This window comes from Amycolatopsis sp. NPDC045836 (assembly GCF_056431745.1).
Map to the genome: position 1 here is coordinate 164,471 of NZ_JBWKKF010000010.1, position 22,490 is coordinate 186,960.

General features: G+C 72.2%; 23 protein-coding genes and 2 pseudogenes. 16 read left to right on the plus strand and 9 right to left on the minus strand.

Annotated elements, in window-relative coordinates; genetic code table 11:
• Window positions 1-396: 396 nt before the first annotated feature.
• Window positions 397-1,830 carry a DHA2 family efflux MFS transporter permease subunit gene (locus AC07EG_RS20925; RefSeq protein ID WP_478254804.1) on the minus strand — a complete coding sequence of 478 codons (1,434 nt, stop codon included), beginning with the start codon at window positions 1,828-1,830 and terminating at the stop codon, window positions 397-399.
• A gap of 176 nt (window positions 1,831-2,006) precedes the next feature.
• Here AC07EG_RS20925 and AC07EG_RS20930 point away from each other — a divergent pair, with 176 nt between their 5' ends.
• Window positions 2,007-2,204, plus strand: coding sequence for a hypothetical protein (locus tag AC07EG_RS20930; RefSeq protein WP_478254805.1), 198 nt, complete (start codon window positions 2,007-2,009; stop codon window positions 2,202-2,204).
• On the opposite strand, the gene AC07EG_RS20935 is transcribed toward AC07EG_RS20930, so the two are convergent.
• Both AC07EG_RS20935 and AC07EG_RS20940 read right to left on the minus strand, forming a co-directional pair.
• The gene (locus AC07EG_RS20935) at window positions 2,158-3,021 is read right to left on the minus strand and encodes a LysR family transcriptional regulator (protein ID WP_478254806.1); all 864 of its coding nucleotides are present in this window, start codon (window positions 3,019-3,021) and stop codon (window positions 2,158-2,160) included. The two genes, AC07EG_RS20930 and AC07EG_RS20935, sit on opposite strands and share 47 nt — an antisense overlap.
• 77 nt (window positions 3,022-3,098) lie before the next feature.
• Window positions 3,099-3,305: a hypothetical protein gene (locus AC07EG_RS20940; RefSeq protein WP_478254807.1), complete on the minus strand. Its 207-nt coding sequence runs from the start codon at window positions 3,303-3,305 to the stop codon at window positions 3,099-3,101.
• 41 nt (window positions 3,306-3,346) lie between these two features.
• Between AC07EG_RS20940 and AC07EG_RS20945 the strand changes: the two genes are divergently transcribed.
• Window positions 3,347-3,562, plus strand: coding sequence for a hypothetical protein (locus tag AC07EG_RS20945; protein ID WP_478254808.1), 216 nt, complete (start codon window positions 3,347-3,349; stop codon window positions 3,560-3,562).
• Window positions 3,563-3,673: 111 nt separating this feature from the next.
• On the opposite strand, the gene AC07EG_RS20950 is transcribed toward AC07EG_RS20945, so the two are convergent.
• The 3 genes and pseudogenes from AC07EG_RS20950 to AC07EG_RS20960 form a co-directional block, all read right to left on the minus strand.
• Window positions 3,674-4,132, minus strand: a complete 459-nt coding sequence (locus AC07EG_RS20950) for a DinB family protein (protein WP_478254958.1) — start codon at window positions 4,130-4,132, stop codon at window positions 3,674-3,676.
• A 174-nt stretch (window positions 4,133-4,306) separates the two neighbouring features.
• A pseudogene (locus tag AC07EG_RS20955) lies at window positions 4,307-4,750 on the minus strand (SAM-dependent methyltransferase); the annotation flags it as partial.
• Between the two features lie 13 nt (window positions 4,751-4,763).
• Window positions 4,764-5,738 carry an alpha/beta fold hydrolase gene (locus AC07EG_RS20960; RefSeq protein ID WP_478254809.1) on the minus strand — a complete coding sequence of 325 codons (975 nt, stop codon included), beginning with the start codon at window positions 5,736-5,738 and terminating at the stop codon, window positions 4,764-4,766.
• An 80-nt stretch (window positions 5,739-5,818) separates the two neighbouring features.
• On the opposite strand from AC07EG_RS20960, the gene AC07EG_RS20965 reads away from it, so the two are divergent.
• From AC07EG_RS20965 to AC07EG_RS20980, 4 genes and pseudogenes are all read left to right on the plus strand, one after another.
• Window positions 5,819-6,379 (plus strand): helix-turn-helix domain-containing protein, encoded by a 561-nt coding sequence (locus AC07EG_RS20965; RefSeq protein ID WP_478254810.1) that lies wholly within the window; start codon window positions 5,819-5,821, stop codon window positions 6,377-6,379.
• Between the two features lie 134 nt (window positions 6,380-6,513).
• Window positions 6,514-6,873 (plus strand): annotated as a pseudogene (locus AC07EG_RS20970) (FAD-dependent oxidoreductase); the annotation flags it as partial.
• A 119-nt stretch (window positions 6,874-6,992) separates the two neighbouring features.
• Window positions 6,993-7,652 carry an NAD(P)/FAD-dependent oxidoreductase gene (locus AC07EG_RS20975; protein ID WP_478254811.1) on the plus strand — a complete coding sequence of 220 codons (660 nt, stop codon included), beginning with the start codon at window positions 6,993-6,995 and terminating at the stop codon, window positions 7,650-7,652.
• A gap of 202 nt (window positions 7,653-7,854) precedes the next feature.
• On the plus strand, window positions 7,855-9,660 hold the full coding sequence (locus tag AC07EG_RS20980) for a discoidin domain-containing protein (protein WP_478254812.1): 1,806 nt from the start codon (window positions 7,855-7,857) through the stop codon (window positions 9,658-9,660).
• Between the two features lie 39 nt (window positions 9,661-9,699).
• Here AC07EG_RS20980 and AC07EG_RS20985 read toward each other — a convergent pair whose 3' ends face one another.
• A complete protein-coding gene (locus AC07EG_RS20985) occupies window positions 9,700-10,503 on the minus strand; it encodes a LysR family transcriptional regulator (protein ID WP_478254813.1) in 804 nt (267 codons plus the stop codon).
• Window positions 10,504-10,573: 70 nt separating this feature from the next.
• On the opposite strand from AC07EG_RS20985, the gene AC07EG_RS20990 reads away from it, so the two are divergent.
• The 5 genes from AC07EG_RS20990 (at window position 10,574) to AC07EG_RS21010 (ending at window position 14,556) form a co-directional block, all read left to right on the plus strand.
• The gene (locus AC07EG_RS20990) at window positions 10,574-11,305 is read left to right on the plus strand and encodes an SDR family oxidoreductase (RefSeq protein WP_478254814.1); all 732 of its coding nucleotides are present in this window, start codon (window positions 10,574-10,576) and stop codon (window positions 11,303-11,305) included.
• Between the two features lie 284 nt (window positions 11,306-11,589).
• Entirely contained in the window at window positions 11,590-12,294 is a 705-nt protein-coding gene (locus AC07EG_RS20995; RefSeq protein WP_478254815.1) for a class I SAM-dependent methyltransferase, read from the plus strand.
• Window positions 12,295-12,350: 56 nt separating this feature from the next.
• Entirely contained in the window at window positions 12,351-12,977 is a 627-nt protein-coding gene (locus tag AC07EG_RS21000) for a LysE family translocator (protein ID WP_478254816.1), read from the plus strand.
• Window positions 12,978-13,128: 151 nt separating this feature from the next.
• Window positions 13,129-13,629 carry a histone deacetylase gene (locus AC07EG_RS21005; protein ID WP_478254817.1) on the plus strand — a complete coding sequence of 167 codons (501 nt, stop codon included), beginning with the start codon at window positions 13,129-13,131 and terminating at the stop codon, window positions 13,627-13,629.
• A 246-nt stretch (window positions 13,630-13,875) separates the two neighbouring features.
• Window positions 13,876-14,556: a GAF and ANTAR domain-containing protein gene (locus AC07EG_RS21010; protein WP_478254818.1), complete on the plus strand. Its 681-nt coding sequence runs from the start codon at window positions 13,876-13,878 to the stop codon at window positions 14,554-14,556.
• Between the two features lie 49 nt (window positions 14,557-14,605).
• On the opposite strand, the gene AC07EG_RS21015 is transcribed toward AC07EG_RS21010, so the two are convergent.
• On the minus strand, window positions 14,606-14,851 hold the full coding sequence (locus AC07EG_RS21015; RefSeq protein ID WP_478254959.1) for an ATP synthase subunit c family protein: 246 nt from the start codon (window positions 14,849-14,851) through the stop codon (window positions 14,606-14,608).
• Window positions 14,852-15,345: 494 nt separating this feature from the next.
• Between AC07EG_RS21015 and AC07EG_RS21020 the strand changes: the two genes are divergently transcribed.
• Both AC07EG_RS21020 and AC07EG_RS21025 read left to right on the plus strand, forming a co-directional pair.
• On the plus strand, window positions 15,346-16,464 hold the full coding sequence (locus tag AC07EG_RS21020) for a SagB/ThcOx family dehydrogenase (protein ID WP_478254819.1): 1,119 nt from the start codon (window positions 15,346-15,348) through the stop codon (window positions 16,462-16,464).
• Window positions 16,461-16,949 (plus strand): GNAT family N-acetyltransferase, encoded by a 489-nt coding sequence (locus AC07EG_RS21025; protein ID WP_478254820.1) that lies wholly within the window; start codon window positions 16,461-16,463, stop codon window positions 16,947-16,949. Before AC07EG_RS21020 ends, AC07EG_RS21025 begins: the two co-directional genes overlap by 4 nt.
• On the opposite strand, the gene AC07EG_RS21030 is transcribed toward AC07EG_RS21025, so the two are convergent.
• A complete protein-coding gene (locus AC07EG_RS21030; RefSeq protein WP_478254821.1) occupies window positions 16,927-18,420 on the minus strand; it encodes a class I adenylate-forming enzyme family protein in 1,494 nt (497 codons plus the stop codon). The two genes, AC07EG_RS21025 and AC07EG_RS21030, sit on opposite strands and share 23 nt — an antisense overlap.
• Before the next feature lie 140 nt (window positions 18,421-18,560).
• Here AC07EG_RS21030 and AC07EG_RS21035 point away from each other — a divergent pair, with 140 nt between their 5' ends.
• From AC07EG_RS21035 to AC07EG_RS21045, 3 genes are read left to right on the plus strand one after another with little or no spacing between them, the layout of a single operon-like run.
• On the plus strand, window positions 18,561-20,138 hold the full coding sequence (locus AC07EG_RS21035) for an NAD(P)-binding domain-containing protein (protein WP_478254822.1): 1,578 nt from the start codon (window positions 18,561-18,563) through the stop codon (window positions 20,136-20,138).
• Entirely contained in the window at window positions 20,138-21,181 is a 1,044-nt protein-coding gene (locus tag AC07EG_RS21040) for an alpha-hydroxy acid oxidase (RefSeq protein WP_478254823.1), read from the plus strand. The genes AC07EG_RS21035 and AC07EG_RS21040 overlap by 1 nt, the downstream gene beginning before the upstream one ends.
• Entirely contained in the window at window positions 21,175-22,482 is a 1,308-nt protein-coding gene (locus AC07EG_RS21045) for a cytochrome P450 (protein ID WP_478254824.1), read from the plus strand. The genes AC07EG_RS21040 and AC07EG_RS21045 overlap by 7 nt, the downstream gene beginning before the upstream one ends.
• The last annotated feature ends 8 nt before the right edge of the window (window positions 22,483-22,490 follow it).

Sequence of the window (22,490 nt, forward strand, 5' to 3'; positions counted from 1 at the left end):
CGATCCCCAAGTCGTCAACAGCACACGCACTGGTGTTTCTCCATTTCCCCAGTTCCCGGTTTTACCGCGGGCAATTCTGGGGCCGGACCCCGGCCTTGCCGCAAGCCCCCCACTCCGCTATAAGTTGAAGGGGGCGGGGAAAGCCGGATTCCGGCGTTTCACCCGCCTGCTTCCGTTCAGCAGGTGATTCCGAAGCCGCCGCGACTTGCCTGCCGCTTCACTTTGTTGCCGGGCACGGAGTTCCGCGGGCCGCTGAAGCCGCCGATGGGTTCTCGCCGCGAGAGCGGTCCAACCGGTGGAGACCTACGGCAACGGCGTGCGCCACGCCGACTCGGTGGACCCGGACGGCAACAGCACCTCCCTCGCCGAAGCGCCGCCCAGGCCGACCGGAAAGGCTCAGGCGGTCAACGCACCCCGCCGCCGCACGAACAGGGAAGTGACCAGAGCCAGCACGCCGACGACCCCGGCCACCACGAACGCCGTGCGCAACCCGGCCGCATCCGGACCGGCCGCACCCACCGCACTGCCCAGCGTGGCCACGCTGACGAAAACCGCCGTGCCGAAAGCACCGGCGACCTGCTGCAGCGTCGCGAGGATCGCGCTGCCGTGGGAGTGGAGGTGTTCCGGCAGCACCCCGAGCGCCTCGGCCATCAGCGGCGTCATCATGAAGCCGAGGCCGCCCATCAGCAGCACGTTGCCGGCGATCACCACGGCCAGCGGCGTGTCCGGGCCGAGGGTGGCGAACAACCACAGCGACGCCGCCATCGCCGCCGCGCCGGGGATCACCAGCGGGCGGGCGCCGTAGCGGTCGAACAACGCGCCGACCGGGCGGCCCAGCAGGCCGAGCACCAGGCCGCCGGGCAGCACGGCGAGGCCGCTGACGAAGGTGCTGGTGTGCAGCACGGTCTGCAGGTACAGCGGCAGCATGATCGAGGCCACGCCGATCAGGCAGACGAACAGCAGCGCGGTCAGCAGCAGCGCCACCACGAAGCTGCGGTGGGTGAACGGGCGCAGGTCGAGCAGCGGCCGGTCCTCGCGCTGCAGCCGGGTCTGGCGCCAGGCGAACACCACGAGCGCGACCACCCCGGCGGTGATCGGGATCCACGGCGGCAGCGCGTGCCCGCCACCGCCTTCGCCGAACGACGCCAGCCCGTAGAGCACCCCGCCGAACCCGACCGCGGACAGCAGCACCGACGCCACGTCCAGCGGGACCTTCCGCGGGTGGCCGTCGAGGCGGAACCAGACCACCCCGGCGAGCAGGGCCAGCACCGCCAGCGGCAGCACGATCCAGAACATCCAGCGCCAGCCCAGCGAGGACAGCACCGCCCCGCCGACGGTCGGCCCGACGGCGGGCGCGACGGCGATGACGATGGTGATCGTGCCCATGGTGGCGCCCCGGCGCTCCGGCGGCACCAGCCGCATCACCGAGGTCATCAGCAGCGGCAGCATCACCGCGGTGCCGCAGGCCTGCACCACCCGCCCGGCCAGCAGCACCTCGAAACCGGGGGCCACCGCGCTGAGCAGCGTGCCCGAGCTGAACAGGACCAGCGACGCCAGCAGGACCCGGCGCGGGCTGAACCGCTCGAGCAGGAAGCCGGTGGTCGGGATGACCACCGCCATGGTCAGCAGGAATCCGCTGGTCAGCCACTGCACGGTGGTGGTGGACACGTTGAGGTCGACGGTCAGGGCACGCAGCGCGACGCTCAGGATCGTCTCGTTGAGGATCATCACGAAGGCGGCGGTGACCATCACGCCGATCAGCAGACCGGCGCGCGGTGGTGGCGGCGTGTCGTGGTCGGGACCTGCCGTGGCGGTCGCGGGGGCGGGCATGCGGAAGAGCACCTCACAGGGAGTCGGGATTTGCAGCACGCCACGATGCGGCCGGCGAAGAGCAGTTTATACGGCGGGCAACCGGCGCCGGTCCACCGTTTATTCCCCATTGAGCGATTCCGGTGCTGAATCCCCGCGGAACCAGGCGTTGGACCGGCGGCGCGGCGGTGGCGACCATGGAGCACGTGCCCGTGAACCCGCCCTCCCCCGAATTGGCCCGGCTGCTGCGGGCGTTCGGGGTGCGCCTCGCGGTCGCCGGGGCCGTGCTGTGCCTCGCGGACGCGCCCCTGTGGGGACTGGCGACGCTGGCGCTGGCCGGGTGGCTGGTCACGAAGGGGTCAGCTGGTGGAGCAGCGCCCGCGCGGCCGGATTGACCTGCTCGCGCCGCCGGCCCGCCAGGTGGATCGTCCTGGCCAGGCCCGGCTGGATCCGCGCGTGCGGCAGCCCGCTGCGCTCGGCGATCGGCTCGGGCACCACGCTCACGCCCAGCCCGGCCGCGATCAGCTCCACCAGCAACGGGATGTGCGTGGCCTCGCAGACCCGCTGGTACCGCACCCCCGCCTCGACGAAACCCCGGTCGACGAGCATTTCCAGGCCGCTGCCGGTGAAGCTGACGAACGGCTCACCGTCGCATTCGGCCAGTCGCACCCGGCGGCGCCGCGCCAGCCGGTGCCCGGGGTGGGTCAGCAGCACCATGCGCTGTTCCCACCGGGCGAAGCTGACCAGCTCACCCGGCAGCTCGCCCTCGGCGGCCAGGTAGGCCAGGTCCAGTTCCCCCTCGGTGACGGCGCGCGCCAGTTCGGGCACCAGCCCGTCCCGCACGTGGATGCGCACCCCGGGGTAGCGCCGCCGGAACTTCCCGAGTTCGCCCGGCAGGTCCACTTCGGTCAGCGTCTGGATGGTGCCGATGGCCACCCGGCCACCGGAGAGCCCGGCGACCGCGGCCACCTCCCCGCGTGCGGTGCCCACGTCGGCGGTGATCCGGTGCGCCACCGGCAGCAGCGCCCGGCCCGCCTCGGTCAGCAGGACCCGCCGCGTGGTGCGTTCGAACAGCGGCGCGCCGAGCGAGGATTCGAGCTTGCGCACCGACGCGCTCAACGCGGACTGCACGATGTGCACCTCCCGCGCGGCGGCGGTGAAGCTCCCGTGCCGCACCACGGCGAGGAAGTGCTCCAGCTGCCGCAGCTCCATCCGGTGATGGTAGCGATCCGGCTTCCCGCGGCGCCCGGTCGGCGTGCACCCGGACGGCGGGGCGGGTGACCACGGTGTCAACAAAGCCGTTCGCGCCACCGCAACGCGCCTGCCGCCACGGTGGGCGCCGTGAAACCAGCCAGATCGCTGCTCGCCGCGGCCGTCGTGACCGCGTTGCTCACCTCGACCTCCGCCGCCGCGGACCCGGAACCCGAAGCCACCGCCCGGCCACCGGCCTGCCAGCCACCGCCGGACACCGAGCCGCCACCGCCGGCCCCGGTCACCGGTACCGCCCGAGGTGCAGCGGCGGCTCGAGGAGGTGCCCGTGCTCATCGCGGCCTGGGCGGTGCCGGTCATGATCGCCGGCCAGTTCGCCGTGCTCGCGGTGCTCCCGGTCGCCGTCGTGCTCGTCGGCACCCTGCGCCACGGGGGGCTCGGCGCGGTCAAGTGGTGGGCCGCCGCCCTGGCCGCGGTCTACGCCGTACCGCTGGCGCTGCGGGCGATCGGCCCCGATCGGGCACCAGCCTGTCGAAGGACATGAGCCCGGCCCTCACCACGGTGGTCGCCGTCACCGGCGTCGTCGTGGCCGTCGCCTGCCACGTGCTGCGCGGACGGCGCTCCACCTGAGCGGCGCCGTCCGGCTCCACCGGTCTCAACGGCCGGTGGAGCCGTCGATCAGTTCACGCAGGATGTCGGCGTGACCCGCGTGCCTGCCGGTCTCCTCGATCAGGTGCACCAGCACCCAACGCAACGACGGACCCCCGTCCCGGATCGGCGCCCCGAGGTCGGCACCAGCCCCGGCCACCCGATTCGCCTGCACGAAGGCAGCCCGGTAGGCGGCCAGCACACCGTCCACTGTGTCCTCCGCCGACAAGCGGAACGTCTGCGCCCAGTCGGCCACCGGTTCTCCGAGCAGGTGGTACCGCTCCACGTGGGTCAGGTGCTTGACCAAGCCGAGCAGGCTGGTGCCCGAAGGCACCCCGGCGGTCCGGGCCTCCGGCTCCCCCACCCCGGAAACCTTCTCCGCGAGAGAACCACGCAGGTAGTCCAGGAAACCGAGCAGCGTCGCCTTTTCGCCGGCGCCGGTGGCCGGGGGTCCGAGGTCCTTCATGCGCGCCTTCCGCTGGATCAACAGCACGTTGTCGACGACGGTGGCCGTCTCGCCGCCGGGGCCGGTGGCCAGGCGCCGGGGTGCGTCGGCACGCCGGACGACCCACCGGCCCGGGTCGAGGGCCAGTTCGGCCGCGACCTCCTCCGGGCTCGGGAAATGCGCGTCCTGGTCCCACGACCACGGCGCGGTGGAACCGTGGTCCACGATCAGCAGCCTGCCACCGGGGCGGAGGGCACGGGCGGCGGTGCGCAGCACTTCGGCGCGGGGAAGGGCGAACGGGGTGTGGAAGTACTGCGCACTCACCAGGTCGAACCGCCCCGCGGGAAAGGTGCGTGACAGGTCGTGCCGTTCGGCGGTGACCCGCTCGCCGAAACCCAGCTCCCCGGCACGCGCCCGCAGCCGTTCGACGGCGGTGGCGGAGATGTCCACGGCCGTCACGCGCCAGCCGTTCCCGGCCAGCCACAACGCGTCCCCGCCCGCGCCGCAGCCCAGGTCCAGGACCTTCCCGGGCCGCAGGGCGCCGGCGGTTTCGGCGAGCACGGGATTGACCCGGGTCTCCCCCACCGGCCGGTCGGCGTACAGCTTTTCCCAGAACAGCGTGGCTTCATCGGTGGTCATTTCGGATTTCCCTTCAGCCGGCGAGGAAAGCCAGCAGCTCGTGGGTGACGAACGCCGGGTTCTCCTCCGGCAACCAGTGCCCCGCCCCCGGCACCTCGACCGCACGGGTCACGTTGCTCATCCGAGGCGCCGTCTGGGCACGCACGGCCTCGAGCGTGCCCTTGGCGGTCATCAGCATCGTCGGCACGCCGATCGGGGCCGCGGCGGTGTTGTCCCGTTCGTCCTCGGGCAGCGTCCGGTACAACTCGAACCCGCCGGTGAGCACCTGGGGCCGGTTGTGGGTGCGGGCGAACTCGTCGACCTGCTCGTCGGTGAACGGCGGTTCGGTCCGGGTGCCGCCGAAGCTTTCACCGCCGAAGGCGAGCTGGGGGTAGAAGTGCGCGAGGTATTCGCGCACCTGCCCGGTGACCACGGTCTCCGGGATCACCTCCTGCTCGTGGAAGGCGATGTGCCAGCTGTGGGTGCGCAGCCGCGCCGCCGGCAGGGCCGGCTCCGGCAGGCTGTAGTCCAGGTGCGCGTACCGGGAAACGTGGTGCGGGAACTGGGCGGCGTACTGGAACCCCACCCCCGCCGCGAGGTCGTGCGCGACCAGGTGAACCGCGGGCAGCCCCAGCTCAACCGCCAGCAGGCCGTGCACGTACCGAGCCAGGGTGGCCTTGTCGTAGCTGGGCGGCGCGCCTTCGCTGTCCCCGAGGCCGGGCAGGTCCACGGCGTGGACGGTGTGCCGCTCGGCCAGCGCGGGCATGATGCCGCGCCACTCGTACCAGGACTGGGGCCAGCCGTGCAGCAGCACCAGCGGGGCGCCCTCGCCGCCGGTGACGTAGTGCATCTTCACCCCGTCCACGTCGGCGAATCCGTGGCGGAACAGGCGGTTGAACTCGCTGTCGTCGGGCGTGACGGCCTCGCGACCGGGAACTTCGGCCGCCGACGGCGCGCACGCCGGGGTCAGCGCGAGCACCGCGCCGCGCTTCCGGAAATTTCTGCTCACTGTTTCAGCACCTCCTCGCCCAGCGTCGCCACCACCGTGCCGAACTTGCAAGAAAAGTTGCTGATCCGCACAATGACGCCATGACCGAGCAGGACGTACTGGCCGGGGTCGGACCGCACCTGCGGGCGCTGCGCCGGGCCCGCGGCACGACGCTGACCGATCTGGCCGCCGAAACCGGCCTCACCGCCAGCACCCTGTCCCGCCTGGAGAACGGCAAGCTCCGGCCGACGCTGGAGCAGCTGCTGCCGCTGGCCCGCGCCCACGGCGTGCCGCTCGACGACCTGGTCCAGGCCCCGCTGACCGGCGACCCGCGCATCCACCTGCGGCCGATGCGGCGCTTCGGCCTGGTCTTCGTTCCGCTGACCCGGCGGCCGGGCGGGATCCAGGCGTACAAGGTGATCTATCCGCCCGCCGGGCAGGAAGCCACCACCCAGCCCCAGACCCACCACGGTTACGAGTGGTTCTTCGTCCTCAATGGACGCGTCCGGCTCGTGCTCGGCGAGGAGGAGTTCGAACTCGGTGCCGGAGAAGCCGCCGAGTTCGACACCCGCGTGCCGCACTGGCTCGGCAGCGCCGGTCGCGAACCCGCGGAACTGCTCACCCTGTTCGGCCCGCAGGGGGAACGCGCCCACCTGTCCTGAGCGCCACCGCACGGGAAGGGGTGGCGCCGGTGAAGCTGTTGCCGCGCAATCGGTTCTGCGGCGGTGGGTGGGACGGGTGGCGGCGGGCTGGGGCGTGCTCAACGCGGCCGTCGCCGGGTACCGGGCGGCCGGTGGTGAACGGGGTTACCCTTCGGCCTGGCCATCGGCACGGTCGGCGCCCTCGCCACCGGATCGCTGGCCAGTCCGCCCGCCCTGCTGTACCAACTGTTCTCGCCAGCGGAGCGCACCACCACGCCCACGTGCCGGAGCTGCCCGGCCGCGCGGAGTTCGGCGGCACCGTGCTGCACTCCGATGACGTGCGAGCGGGGGCCTTCACCGGCAGGCGGGTGGTCGTGGTGGGCGGTGGCAAGTCCGCCCTTGACCTGATCACCCGCGCCGCGCGGACCGCGCGGTCCGCCGTGCTGGTGCAGCGCAGGGTGGACTGGATGATCCCGGAACGGCTCGTGCTCGGCTTGGTCGGGTACAAGTGGATCCTGTTCACCCGGCTCGGCGAAGCGCTGCTCCCGCGGTACCACGCGCCCGCTGCGTCCGGCCGATCGACCGCGTCGACGAACGGGTCAAACGCGTGCTGTGGCGGCTCGTCGAACGAGACATGCTGTTGTCCTCGGGGCTGTACCGGCTGCCGAAGCACCTGCGGCCCGCGCACCCGCTCCCCCACCACCTCGCCCACGCCGGGGTGCTGCCCCGCGGTTACGTCCAGGCCGTCCGCCGTGGGCGGATCACCGCGAAGCTCACCACCGTCGATGCGTTCACCGGCAGCGGCGGGCGCCTGGGCACGGGCGAGGAGCTGGCGGCGGAGGTGGTCGTGTTCGCCACCGGGCACCGCCGGGTCTTCCCGTTCCTGGACCCGGCGGTGCGCGTGCACGACTCCGCCGGGCGGCTGCGGCTCTACCGGGGCATCGTGCCGCCCGGCACCGGGCGGCTCGGGTTCGTCGGCTTCCGGCAGGTCTTCAACAACATCATGGGCGTCGAACTCACCGCGCACCGGCTGGCCCGCCACTTCCTCGGCACCCTGCGCACCAGCCCCGGCGCACGGGAGGTGCGAGACGCCGTCGACGCCCGCCTCGCCTGGCAGGAGCGGGTGCTGCCGGGCTCCGGCGGTTACGACTTCGGCCCGTACGGCATCCACTGCGCGGACGAACTCCTGCGGGACATGGGCCTGCCGGTTCGCCGTACGGCCAATCTTTTCGCCGGGTACCTGCTTCCCGGCGGAGTCGCGCACCGCTGTGCGGGCCTGAGCCACGCTGAATAGGGCGTTATACAACTGACGACCCGAATTTGTGGTTCGTCGCAACAAATTCGGGCGCCCTGTTTTCGCAGGTCAGCTGCGATTGAACGGGGTTACCCAGCGATCATCCGCCGTTACCGCGGGTTGACGCTGCGGTGAGCGGGTTGTTAAGAACTCACCAGGTAGCGCGCTCCCCTCCGACGTCCCCCACCCGTCAGGCAGGACCATGAGAAAACCCGGTTCCCCACCTCGCTGGTACGCGCTCGCCCTCGCCGCCGCCACCGCACTGGGCACGCTCGGTGCCGTCGGCACGACCGGCGCCGCCGAGATCGCGGTGCCCGTCACCGATCCGAGAAATCCCGACTTCGGCCCGAACACCTTCGTCTTCGACCCGTCGACGCCCCAGGCGGAGATCCAGAGCCGGGTGGACACGATCGCCGCCGGGCAGAAGACCAACCAATTCGGGCCGGAGCGCTATGCGGTCCTGTTCAAACCCGGCCAGTACCACGCCGACGTGAACCTGCGGTTCTTCACCCAGGTGGCCGGGCTCGGCCTGCACCCCGACGACGTCAACCTCAACGGCCACGTGCGCGTCGAGGCGGACTGGCTGCAGCAGGGCGACGACCCGGACAACCTCGGCAACGCCACGCAGAACTTCTGGCGGGCGGCGGAAAACCTGTCGGTGACCATCCCGCCGGGACAGATCGAACGCTGGGCCGTGTCGCAGGCCGCCCCCTACCGCCGCATGCACCTGCGTGGGCAGGTGCAGCTGTGGAACGGTTACGACGGCTGGGCTTCGGGCGGCCTGATCGCCGACTCCAAGATCGACGGTTTCACCGAATCCGGTTCCCAGCAGCAGTTCTACACCCGCAACAGCGAACTCGGCGGCGGCTGGGGCGGCTCGGTGTGGAACATGGTCTTCCAGGGCTCGACCGGCACCCCGGCGCAGCACTTCCCGAACCCGTCGCACACGGTGCTCGAAACGACGCCGAAGCTCCGCGAGAAGCCGTTCCTCTACGTCGATGGTTCGGGCAGCTACCACGTTTTCGTCCCGGCGCTGCGCACGGATTCCCGCGGCACCAGCTGGGGCAGCGGGCAGGCGGCCGGGGAGTCGATCTCGCTCAGCGAGTTCCTGGTGGTCCAGCCGGGCACCCCGGTCGCCACCATCAACGCCGCGCTGGAGCAGGGCAGGCACCTGCTGTTCACCCCCGGGGTGCACCACGTCGACGACACGATCCGCGTGACCAGGCCGAACACCGTGGTGCTCGGCCTCGGGCTGGCCACGCTGACCCCGGACACCGGCAGGACGCCGATGACCGTGGCCGACGTGGACGGCGTCAAGGTGGCGGGCCTGATGTTCGACGCCGGTCCGGTCAACGTGCCGTCGCTGATGGAGGTCGGCCAGGCGGGCGCCTCGGCCGGCCACGCGCAGAACCCGACCTCACTGCACGACGTGTTCTTCCGCATCGGCGGCCCCGGGGTCGGCAAGGCGACCACCAGCCTGCAGGTGCACTCGAACGACGTGCTCGGCGACCACATGTGGCTCTGGCGCGGGGACCACGGCGAGGGCATCGGCTGGAACGTCAACACCGCGCGCAACGGCCTGCTCGTCGAAGGCGACAACGTGTCGATGCACGGCTTGTTCGTCGAGCACTACCAGCAGTACAACACCATCTGGAACGGTGAGAACGGGCGGACCTACTTCTACCAGAACGAACTGCCCTACGACCCGCCGGACAACCAGACCTGGGGCAGCCCGGCGCCCGGCACCCAGGGCTGGGCGGCCTACAAGGTCGGCGACCAGGTGAACACGCACGAAGCCCACGGCGTGGGCAGCTACAGCTTCTTCAACGTCAACCCCTCGGTGGTGGCCAGCCGCGGGTTCGAGGTGCCGGACAAGCCGGGGGTGCGCTTCCAGGGCCTGGTCGCGGTGTCCCTCGGCGGCGTCGGCACGATCACCAACGTCATCAACACCACCGGGGCCACCGCGAACGAGCCGAACCAGGTTTCGTACGTGACGCGGTACCCCTGATCCGCGGGCCGGGCTCGTGCCCCCGCGGCACGGGCCCGGTCAGCGCGCCAGGGCGAGCGCGGTGCGGACGAACCGGCCGACGGCCGCCGAACGGCTGCCCGAAGGCCACAGCAGCAGCGTCCGGTACGGCGCCGCGTCGAGCACCGGGCGGTAGGTCACGTCCGGGCGGACGTTGCGTTCGGCCAGCGAACTCGGCACCAGCGCCACGGCCAGGCCCAGGGCCACCACCTCCAGCAGCTGGGCGCTGTCCCGGACCACCGGTCCACCGGCTCGGCGCTCCGGGCGGCCGGTCCACCGGGGCACCGGTTCACCCGCCAGGTCCGCGGTGGTCAGCGCCTCCCGCTCGGCCAGTGCGTGCCCCGGCGCGAGGGCGGCGACGCGGGCTTCGGTGGTCAGGGGTTCGCTGTCCAGGTCGTGGTCGTCGACGCAGGCGGCGATCGCCACGTCCGCGCGCCCGTCGCGGACCAGGTCGGCCTGCTCACCGAAACCGCTCAGCACCACCCGGACCGCCAGTTCCGCCCGGATCCGGTGCAGCAGTTCCGTGGCCACCCCCGGATACGCGGTGACCACCAGCTCACGGCCACGCCGGGTCCGGCGGATCGCCGCGTCGAAGGCGCCGAGCACGGTGGCCGTTTCCGCCAGCAGGACCTCCCCGGCCCCGGTCAGCTCCAGCCGGCTGCCGTCCCGGTCGAACAACGCGACCCCGAGCCGCCGTTCCAGCTGCCGCATCGCCCGGGACAGCGGCGGCTGGGCCATGCCGAGCCGGGCGGCCGCGCGCGTGATGTTCAGTTCCTCCGCGACCGCCTGGAAGTAACGCAGTTCGCGGAGCTCCGGATCAGGCATACCGCCACGGTATGCGGCGAGCACCCGATCGGTCTTGGCCTTCCGGCGACCGGCCCGCTGGACTGGGGGCATGACCGACACCGCACTCGTCACCGGCGCCAACAAGGGCATCGGCCGGGAGATCGCCCGCCTGCTCGCCGACCACGGCCTCACCGTCCACCTCGGCGCCCGCGACCCGGACCGGGGCCGCGCGGCCGCCCGGGAACTCGCCTCGCCGGAGCGGGACATCCGGTTCGTCCGGCTCGACGTGACCGATCCCGCCTCGGTCGAAGCGGCCGTCAGCACGATCGGCCGCCTCGACGTGCTCGTCAACAACGCCGGCGTGGTGAACGAATGGGGCACCCCGCTCACCGAGGTCACCGCCGCACAACTGCGAGAGGTGTACGAAGTCAACGTATTCGGCGTGGTGACGGTGACTTCGGCCTGCCTGCCCCTGCTGCGCCGCTCGGCCAACCCGCGGATCGTCAACATCTCCAGCGGGCTCGGCTCGCTCGGGGTGCTGAGCGAGCCGGGAAACCCGGTCGCGGCCAGGGGGATGCTCGCCTACGGCTCGTCCAAGGCGGCGCTGAACGCGCTGACCCTGCTCTACGCCAACGCCCTGCGCGCCGACGGGTTCAAGGTCAACGCCACCAGTCCCGGGCTGGTGCCGACCGACGGCAACGCCGATGCCGGCTTCCCGCGCGGGGACCGGACCACCGCCGACGGGGCCGTGGTCCCGGTCCAGCTCGCCACCCTGCCCGCCGACGGGCCGACCGGGGTGTTCCGCGGCCCCGATTCGCTGGACCAGGTCATTCCCTGGTGACCAGCGCGCACGCCCGGTCGAACCGGCTCACCTGCCACCCCCACCGGCGGATCGAGCTCGGCCACGGCTTCGCCGAGTGATTCGGCGGCCACCGGATCGCCTCACCGGAGGACAATGGCGGAGATGCAGCGGTTGGAAATTGCCCGACGCGGCCGTGAGCGAGAACCGAGCGGGCCACCAGCGCCGCCGGGTACCGTCGGTTCCGCCGGCTCGGTGCTGGAGCCTCCCACCCGGACCCAACGGGCCCCGACCGAGCCGGCTCGTTCCGTGCCAGGGTGGGGCGCATGAACGTCAACGACTACGACACCTTCGGTGAGGCGTACGCGGCCGACAACGAGACCAGCCTGATCAACGCCTACTACACCCGGCCGGCGATCCTGGACCTGGCCGGCGAGGTGTCCGGCAGGCGCATCCTCGACGCCGGTTGCGGTGCCGGGCCGATCTCGGCGGCGCTGCGCGACCGGGGCGCCGTCGTCAGCGGCTTCGACGCCAGCACGAAGATGGTGGAACTGGCCGCGGCGCGGCTCGGGGCCGGCGCGGACCTGCGGGTGGCCGACCTGGCCGAGCCGCTGCCGTACGCCGACGAGGCGTTCGACGACGTCATCGCCGCCCTGGTGCTGCACTACCTGCGGGACTGGACCGCCCCGCTGGCCGAACTGCGGCGGGTGCTCAAGCCCGGCGGCAGGCTGATCCTCGCCGTCAACCACCCGCTGCTCCACAAACTGGTCCACCCCGAGAGCGACTACTTCGCGGTCACGCAGTGGACCGACGAGTACACCTTCGGCGGCACGCGGGCCGTGCTCAGCTACTGGCACCGGCCGCTGCACGCGATGACCGACGCCTTCGCCGCGGCCGGGTTCCGGACGGCGGTGATCAGCGAACCGCCACCGGCACCGGGTGCGCACGAGCGGTTCCCCGACGAGCTCGCGGGCAAGTCGGCCTTCCTCTGCTTCCTGTTCTTCGTCCTGGAAGCCACCGGGCGTGATTGAGCCGCCGGACCCCCGGGAACCCGGACGCGACGATCTTCGACGCGGGAAGGGCGGGCATGAGCTTTCCGACGCTGCTGGCGTTCACCGGTGTGGTGCTGGTGGCCTACGTCGTGCCGGGGCCGGACTGGGTGGTCGTCCTGCGGCGGTCGGCCGGGGACCGCCGCCGCGGCTTCCTCGCCGCCGCCGGGGTGCAGTGCGGGCTGTGCGTGCACCTGGCCGCGGCGGCGCTCGGGGTGTCGACCGCGTTGCTGCACAGCCCGGTCGCCTTCACCGTGCTCAAGTTCGCCGGCGCCGCCTACCTGGTGTTCCTCGGCGCCCAGGCGTTGTGGCAGTCGTGGCGGGGGCGGCCCGGCGAAGCGGTGCCCGCCGAGCCCGTGGCCGACGCCGGGCCGGGGCGCGTGTTCCGGCAGGCATTTGTCTCGAATGTCCTGAATCCCAAGGCGGCGCTGTTCTTCGTCAGCGTGCTGCCCCAGTTCGTCGATCCCGCCGGTCCGGCCACCACGCAGGTGCTGGTGCTCGGCCTGCTGGACATCGCGCTCGGCGTGCTGTGGTGGGCGGCGTTCGTCCTGCTCACCGGACGGCTGTCCGGTCTCATGCGGCGCCCGCGCCCGCGGAAGGTGCTCGACCGCGTGACCGGTTCGGCGCTGGTCGGCCTCGGCGCCGGGCTGGTGGCCACCGGCTGATGCCCGAGCTGGTCTGGTACGCCACCTACGGCTCGAACATGTACGCCGCCCGCTTCGGCTGCTACCTCACCGGCGGCAGGCCACCCGGTGCCGCCCGCGGTTTCCCGGTGCCCGCGACCCGCGGCCGCCGCGGGCGAGCAGGCCGCTGCTGGTGCCCGGCGGCATCTTCTTCGCCACCGAATCACTGGTCTGGACCGGTGGCCGCGCCTTCTACGACCCCGCGCTGCCGGGCACCGCGGCGATGCGCGCCTACCTGATCACCCGCGGCCAGTTCGCCGACGTGGCCGCCCAGGAGATGTACCGCGCGCCCGGCACCGACCTCGATCTCGCCGGCGTGCTCGCGCTCGGCCGCGCCGCGCTCGGCCCCGGCCGGTACGAAACCCTGCTGCGCCTCCCCGGCCTCCCCGGCCTCCCCGGCCTCCCCGGCCCGCAGGACGGGGTGCAGGTGCCGGTGCTGACCTTCACCTGCCCGTGGGCCGCCGCCGACGAACCCCCGCTGGCACCGTCGGCGGCCTACCTCCGCATGCTCGCCGGCGGTCTGTGCGAAGCACACGGCTGGACCCCGCGGCAGGCCGGTGCCTACCTGGCGGCCGCACCCGGGGCGGCCGGGCACTGGGCCCCGGACGAGATCGCCGCCCTCGTCCAGCCCTGAGCACCCCGATCCCGGCGGACTGGCTACAGTTCCTGCTCGTCGCACGGGGATCCCATCCGGCCGTCACCCCCGTGCGGCGTCAGTCACCCGGCGCGGGGCCCCGGCTCACCGGCTCGCCACGACCGGCTGCCCGGCCACCGCGGCGCGCTGTCGCGTGGCGCTGACCAGCCGGGTTTCGGATTCCGGCGAACCGGGAAAAAGTGGCTGGACGCTGCGTTTCGAGCACCCCGGGAGGTGGGATCGGCGATGGACACCCCCGTGCTGGCCGGAGTGCTGGCCGAGATCGCCCGTGATCTGCAGGCCGAAGCCGATGTCGAAGCCACGCTGGCCGCCATCGTGAAGGCGGCGGTGGACCACGTCGAAGGCGCCGAGTACGCCGGGATCTGCCTGGCCGACCGGCGCTCCCGCTGCCGCACCGTCGCCCCGACCAGCGCCCTGGTCACCGACATCGACCAGTTGCAGTACCGCACCGGTGAGGGCCCGTGCCTCGACGCCCTCGCCAAGCGGGGGAGCTACCGGACCGGCGACCTGAGCCGGGAGACCCGCTGGCCGAAGTTCGCTCCCGCGGCCGCGGCGACCGGGGTGCGCTCGCTGCTGTCCTACCGGCTGTTCACCACCGACTCCACGCTCGGCACGCTCAACCTCTACTCCACCAGGGTCGGCGCCTTCGGCGACCGGACGGTCCAGGACGGTGAGGTGTTCGCCGCCCACGCCGCCATCGCGCTCGCGGACGCGCAGAACGAAGCCCGGCTGCAGGGGGCGCTGGAGCACCGGGACGTGATCGGCATGGCCAAGGGCATCCTGATGCAGCGCCACGACCTCGACCCCGCCCGCGCCTTCCGGATGCTCGTCGAGGCCTCGCAGGCCTCTCACCTGAAACTGCACCAGGTGGCCAACTGGCTGGTCGAGCACCGCCACGGACTGTGACCGCCGAAGGGGTGCGGGCGGGAACCGCCCACCCACACCCCCGGCCGGGTCAGGCGGAGGCCAGGAAGAACATCACGATGCCGATCAGCGCGAGCACCTCGACGATGGTGAAGGTGGCCCACGCCAGGCCGAGCAGTTTGCCCTGCGCTTCCGGCTGGCGGGCGGTGCCGTTGATCACCGCGGCGAAGATCAGCCCCACGCCGATGCCGGGGCCGACGGCCCCCAGCCCGTAACCGATGGCGGCGAGGCCGGGGTTGAGGTCGGCGGCTGCCTGGGCGAGAACCACGTTGCTCAGGGGATTTCCCTTCGCTCGGTTGATCGTCCTGCTTCCAGGGTGGCCGGGCCGCACCGGTGGAGCTACCTCCGAACCGGACTTCTTGTGGGTGTCCAGGTGACCGGGCCACCGACCCGCCGCGCACCGGGGAGTTGCCCAGCAGGAGGTGGTTTTCCTTGCCAGCGAAGGTTTTTCACGAATCGGGTGGCGCATCGATCGGTCGGGTGGAGTGGCCGCGCCGGGCGTTAGACGGCGGGTGCAGCGGAAAACCCCGGCACGTCAAGCAGAACTGGTGCGTCACCGATTCCGGCGAAGGAGGTGCAACACCGATGCGCAAGATCTCGATGAAGGCTCGCAAGGTCAAGCGGACCGACCGCAACGCGGCCCGCTGGATGTGGGAGCACTACAACAGCAAGTAGCGCTGCGGGTGTGCGGGGGCCGGGCGCCGATCCGGGTGCCCGGCCCCGTCCCGATCCCCGCCGGGAAGCCGACTTCCACCTCCCAGGAGTGCCGTCATGCGCCTTCGCCGCGCCAGCTGTGTGGTCTGCTATTGGTACGAGGGCGAGTTCGTCGCCCATCCCTATCCGGGGTCGGGGCCGGCCGCGGTGCACCCGGCGGCCGCGGAGGTCCTGTCCGCGTTCGGCGAGTGGGTCGAACCGGCGAAGGCCGCCGAACTGCTCGACCACCTCACGCCGGGCACCGTCGCCGAAGCGGTGGAAGCCCTGTCCGAGGCGGGGCTGCTGCTCGCCGAGGACAGCCCGGAGGCCATCCGTGACGCCGGAGTGGCCCAGCAGTGGGCCACCTGGGCGCCGGAGGCGTCGTTCTTCCACTACGCCACCCAGGACCTGCCCTACCCCACCGAGGAGGAGCGGCAGCGGCTGCTGGCCGAGGGCGTCGGCCAGGACTTCCCCGACCACGTGCTGTTCACCGGCTACCCCGGCGCCCCGCGGGTGCTGCTGCCGCGCCGTCCCGCCGACCTGCGGCTGCCGTACGACCAGGTGCTCTACGCCCGCCGCACCCACCGCGACTTCACCGCCGAACCCGTCGCGCTGGACACCCTGGCCACGCTGCTGGCCACCGTGTTCGGGCCGGTGGACTTCATCGACAGCGGGCACGAGGTGCTGTTCCGCCGCACCAGCCCCTCCGGCGGCGCGCGGCAGGAACTCGAGCCGTACGTGGCGATCCGCAACGTCGACGGCGTCGATCCGGGGACCTACCACTACAACCTGCGTGAGCACTCGCTGGAACTGCTCTCGCCGGGGTTGACCGGGGCGGAGACCGCGCACCTGTGCGCCGATCAGGAGTGGGCGGGCGGCGCGGCCTTCCTGGTCGTGCTCGCCGCGGTGATCGACCGCATGAGCAGCAAGTACCGCAACGCCCGGTGCTACCGGGTGAGCCTGCTCAACGCCGGGCACCTCGGGCAGACCTTCGCGCTGACCGCCACCGCCCTCGGCCTCGGCCCCGCGCAAACCGGCGCTTTCCACGACACCGCGGTCGCCGAACGCTGTGGTCTGGACAACGTCGGCCACACCCCGGTGTACGTGCTCGCCGCCGGGCACCCGCACCCCGAACCGGAGAACGGGCCGCCACCGGCACGGCTGGACACCTTCCGCGACAGCGTGCTGCAGCGATGACCGGGCTCGCCGCGGTGTGCCTCGTCCCGATGACCGAGGCCGGCTTCGCCGCCTACCGCGGCCGGGCAGTCGCCGACTACGCCGATGACCACGTCCGGACCGGCCATTGGCCACCGGACGGGGCGCGGCAGCGGGCGGAGGCCGAGTTCGCGGCCCTGCTGCCCCGGGGTGCCGCCACCCCGGGGCACCACCTGTGCACCGCGCACGGCGAAGGCGGCCGGATCGGCGTGGCCTGGTACGGCGACGCCCCGGACGGCTCGGGTGCCTGGCTCTACGACGTGCACGTCGACCCGGAGCTGCGGAGCCGGGGTCATGGCACCGCGATCCTGACGGCCATCGAACTCCGGCTGCGCGAGAGCGGCGTGCGCACCGTCCGCGGCCACATCCGCGCCGACAACGCCGCTTCACGGGCGCTGAGCCGCGCACTCGGCTACCGCGAAACCGAGGTGACCGGGTTCGGCGTCACCGTCCTGAAGCAGCTTTGAGCGCGCCGGTGAGCAGGGCGCGCTTGTCCGGTTTGCCGCTGGGCAGGGTGGGCACCTCGCCGACCACGGTGAGGGTGGCGGGGACGGCGGCTTCCCCCAGTTCCCGCCCCACGCGGGCGCGTAGCTCGTCCAGGTCGACCTCACCGCTGGTGACCACGAAGGCGTGGGCGGCCTCCCCCGTTCGCTCGTCCGGGGCGCCGACCACGTAGGACTCCGTCACCCCGGGGTGGCCGGCCAGCGCCCGTTCGATCGCGCCCGCGTAGTGCACGATCGCGTTGACGATGATCACGTCGCGCGCCCGGCCGGTCAGGTACAGGTAGCCGCGCTCGTCGAGGTGGCCCAGGTCCCGCGTCCGCACCCAGCCCTCTCGCAGCAGGTCCGCGGTTTCCGTTTCGTCCCGCCAATAACCGGCCGGCGCGCAGGCGGTGCGCACCCAGACCTCCCCGGTCTTCCCCGCGGGCAGCACGGTTCCCCCGGTGTCCCGGACCTCCAGGTCCACGCCGGACCGGGCCCGGCCGACCGAGGCCAGCGCGGGCGGCCAGGCGGCGACGTCGGCCGCGGTGAGCGCGGTCAGGAAGCCGGTTTCGGTCTGGCCGTACCCCTGCACGATCACCGGGCCGAGGCGGTCGACGGCTTCGGCCATCCGCTGCGGCGACAGCGGTGAACCCGCGACCAGCAGCACCCGGACCGCGCTCAGGTCGACCTCGGTGGTGCGCAGGGCGTCCAGCAGCTGGTGCAGGCGCGGCACGGTGAGCAGGCTCGCGGTGACGCGCAGCCGCTCGAGCACCCGCGGGAAGTCCGGCGGCCCCTCCGGGATCACCGCGGTACCACCGGAGAGCAGGCACAGGCCGAGGTGTTCCTGCATCACCGCGCTGGTGAGCGTGCCGAACAGCAGGAACCGGCCGTACCCGGCGGCGAGGTCCGCGGTTTCGGTGCTCCACTTCGCCGGTTGCCACGACCAGTGCGCGGTCATCGCCGCGTAGGTCAGCGCGACGCCCTTGGGCGCGCCGGTGCTGCCGCTGGTGAAGGTCACCGAGGCGATGTCGTCCGGGCGCCCGCGCACCACCGGTTCCTCCGGAGTGGACAGCAGTTCCGGGCCGATGCGCAGCACCCGGGCCCCGCGGGCGGCGGCGAGCAGTTCCGGACCGGGGTCGTCGGTCACCAGTGCGGCCACGTCCCGGCCGACCACGTGCGGCAGCTGCGCCTCGGTCAGTCCCGGCCGGACACCGACCACCCGGCAGCCGAGCGCCGCCGCGGCGAGCTGGGCGGCGAAGCCCTCCGGGGTGACCGCGGTCGCCAGCGCGACGCCGTCACCGGGGCCGAGCCCGGCAGCGGACAGGCCGCCGGTGAACCGCGCAACCAGGTCCAGCACCTCGGCCCTGGTCACCACCCGGGTGCCGTGTTCGAAAGCCGGAGTACCGGGATCGGCGGCGAACGAGTCGAGCATTGCCTGCGGGTACAGATCCGTCATGGCGTCATCACTACCACCCTTTCCGGTTTCCGGGAAAACCGATAGGAAACCGACAGGTTCACTCACCCCGATAGCGGATTCCCCGGTGTTTCAGTTTTCAACTAACCTCGGAAGCCCCACTGGATGTTGAGGAGTTTCCATTGTCTAGTGCCATTTCCGTCGATTACCTCGTACTCGGCGCCGGACCGGCCGGGCTACAGGCCGGTTACTATCTGGAGCAGGCCGGGCGGAGCTACCTGGTCCTCGAATCGGGCGAAGCGCCCGGCACCTTTTTCACCCGGTTCCCCCGGCACCGGAAGCTGATCTCGATCAACAAGGTCCACACCGGCTGGACCGACCCCGAGCTGCGCCTGCGCACCGACTGGAACTCGCTGCTGTCCAACGGGAACGAGCCGCTGTTCACCAGCTACAGCAAGCGCTACTTCCCACCGGCCGAAGACCTGCTGCGCTACCTGGCCGACTTCGCCGAGATCCACGGGCTGGCCGTGCGCTATGGCACCCGGGTGACCCGCGTCAGCCGTCCGGACGATTTCGAGGCGGTCGACGAGAACGGCAATGTGTTCCGCGCCCGGCGGCTCATCGTGGCCACCGGGGTGAGCAAACCGTTCATTCCGGACATCGACGGTATTGAGCACGCCGAATTCTACAACGACGTTTCGGTCGACCCGGATGACTTCACCGGCAAACGGGTGCTCATCATCGGCCGCGCGAACTCGGCTTTCGAAACCGCGGACAACCTCATCGAAACCGCCGCGGTCATTCACGTGGCGGGCCCCGGTTCGCTGAAGCTGGCCTGGCAAACGCACTTCGTCGGGCATTTGCGCGCGGTGAACAACAACTTCCTCGACACCTACCAGCTGAAGCTGCAGAACGCGCTGCTGGACGGTCACGTGCTCGGCATCCGCCAGGACGGAGACGGCTACCTGGTGCGGGTCAGCTTCTCGCGGGTGAACGAGGTGGTCAAGGAGATCCGGTACGACCGGGTGATCGCGGCCACCGGGTTCCGGTTCGACCCCTCGGTCTTCGCCCCGGAGTGCCGCCCGGAACTGACCATCAACGACCGCTTCCCGGCGCAGACCTCGGCGTGGGAGTCGGTCAACGTGCCGGGCATGCACTTCGCCGGCACGATCACGCAGGCCCGCGACTTCAAGCGGTCGACGAGCGGGTTCATCCACGGCTTCCGGTACGGGGTACGGGCGCTGCACCGGATCCTGGAACAGCGGCACCACGGCGTGCCGTGGCCCGGCCGCGAACTCACCGGGTCCACGGCGGACACCGTCACCGACGCGGTGATCGAGCGGGTCAACCGCACGTCGGCGTTGTTCCAGGTGTTCGGCTTCCTCGGCGACGCGGTGCTGTTCGGCGACTCCGCCCGCTACCTGGAGGAGCTGCCGGTCGACTACCTGCACGAAGCGGTGGCGGCCGGCGAGTTCGGCGACGTGGCGTCCTATCTGGTCGTCACGCTGGACTACGGCGAGGGCCACGACAAGGTCAACCCGTTCGACATCTCGGCGGGGCGCGCGTCGCAGGAGGACACCAGCGGGCTCGACGGCCGGTACCTGCACCCCGTGGTGCGCCTGTACCGCGGTGGCGAACTGGTCGCCGAGCACCACGTGACGGAGAACCTGGAGAACGAATGGGACAGCGAGAAGGTGCACCGCGCCCCGCTGCGCGAGTTCCTCCAGGCCCAGCTGGAAAGTTCCCGGGTGAGCCTCTGATGGACCTGGCCGAGCTGCACGAGCGGGCCAGGGAACGGCTCGATCCGGTGCACTACGACTACTTCGCCGGCGGCGCCGGGAGCGAGACCGTGCTCGCGGGAAACGAGCGAGCGTTCGACCGGCTCGCGCTGCTCCCCCGGGTGCTGCGCGGGCAGCCGCCCGAGGACCTCGCGGTGGACCTGCCCGGTGCCAGGGCGTCGATGCCGATCCTGGTCTCGCCCACCGCCTTCCACCGCCTCGCGCACCCCGATGGCGAGCTGGCCACGGCCAGGGCCACCGCGGCGGCGGGCACCGTGCTGGTCTCCGGCATGGCCGCCACGGTGGCCATCGGCGAGGTGACCGCGGCCGCCCGCGAGGTGGACCCGGACGCCGCCGTGTGGTTCCAGCTCTACCTCCAGCCGGACGCCAAGACCACCGAGTGCCTGGTGCGCCGGGCCGAGGACGCCGGCTGCCCGGCGCTGGTGGTCACCGTGGACTCGCCGGTGTTCGGCAGGCACGCCCGCGACCACCGCAACGGCTTCCACGACCTGCCACCGGGGTTCGCCGCGGAGAACATGCGTGACCTGCCGGGTTCACCCGGCGTCCGCGACATCGAGATGTGCCGGGAGGCCAGCTGGCGCCACGTCGACGCGCTGCGGCGGATGACCGGGCTCCCGGTGCTGCTCAAGGGGATCCTGCACCCCGAGGACGCCAGGACCGCGGTGGACACCGGGATCGACGGCGTTCTGGTGTCCAACCACGGCGGCCGCCAGCTCGACGTGGTGCCCGCGGCGATCGACGCCCTGCCGCGGATCGCCGAGGCGGTCGGCGGCCGGATCCCGGTGCTGGTCGACGGCGGGATCCGGCGTGGCAGCGACGTGGCCGTCGCCAGGGCGCTGGGCGCGGTGGCGGTCGGGGTCGGCAGGCCCGTGCTGTGGGGCCTCGCCGCGGACGGCGAAGCCGGGGTGCGGCGGGTGCTCGGCCTGCTGCGCGACGAGTACGAGCACGTGCTGGCCCTGTGCGGCGGGGTGCCCGCCGCCGACCAGGTGGTGAGCCGGTGCTGAGCCTGCCCGAGCTGGTGGTCGCCCTGCGGGTCAAGGTGTTCGAGGCGGTCAACGCCGACCACGTGATCACCCTGCCCGACCAGGACGGCCGGTTCATGGAGGTCTACGCCCACCCGGCGGCCAACGGCCGCAGCCGCGGCGCGGAGCTGTCGGACCTGTTCTGGTACTGGCTCTCCCCCGGCCCCGAAGTCCACCAGGAGCACCTCGAAGCCGGGCCGCGCTACGACGAGGTCGCCCGGACCACCCTGCGCATCCTCGCCGGGCCGAGCGAGAAGCTCGCCGAAGCGGCGGCCCGGTGCACGGCGGCGGTGCTCGACGCCGAGGTGCCCGGTCGCGCGAAACTGGTGCGCCTGCGCGATCTGATGATGCCGGTGTGGGCGGACTACTGCTACGAACTGGTGTTCCGCGAACCCTGCCCGCCCGAAGCGCGGAAGCTGATCGTCGGCCACGCCGACGACGTGGTGACCGCGTTGAAGTGCACCGGGCTGCGGCACCCGCGCCGCCGGGCGAAGCTGACCCGCTACCTCGCCCGGCGGCTGGGCGACATCCCGCACGAGCTGCCGGAATCGTTGTCGGAGCAGGAAAAGGTGCACTACCTCCAGGGCACCTTCTTCAACACCGCCGTGGTGCAGCTGTCCGAGGCCATGGCGCACCTGCTGCTGGTGCTGGCGCAGCACCCCGGCGTGCAGCGGCGGCTCGCCGAGGAGCCCGCCGACGAACGCTACTTCTCCCGCGTGCTCGACGAAACCATGCGGCTGTACCCGCTGTTCGGCATCGCGCACCGGATCGCCACCGCCGACATCGAGGTCGGCGGCACCACCCTGCCCGAGGGCTCGGTGCTCTGCTTCTCCTACCCCGGCTACCACGCCACCGGTTACCCGGATCCGGAGGAGTTCGACCCCTCCCGCTGGGAACGGCTCTCCGCCCGCGAGGCGCACCACATCCCGTTCGGCGTGGCGGCGAACCGGCCGTGCCCGGCCTGGCGGCTCTCCCCGCTGGCCATGCGGGCCGCGACCACCGAGGTGCTGCGCCGGTTCCGGCTGGACTCCACCGTTTCGCACACCAGGCCCCTCCCCCACCGCGCGCCCTGCCTGCTCAGCCGCCGCGCCGATCCCCTCCCCCCGCGGCGGATCCGCTGGATCGGCCGCTTCCTCCGGACCCGCGACCAGGTGGAAAGCCTGTGGCGCAGCGTGGTCCAGCTGGTGCTCGGCACCTGGATGGTGCTCGACGCCCGGCGGCAGCGGCAGGCGGGCCGCTACTTCGACACCCACGACACCCAGGGCTGCCCGATCAGCCACTAGGCACGGAG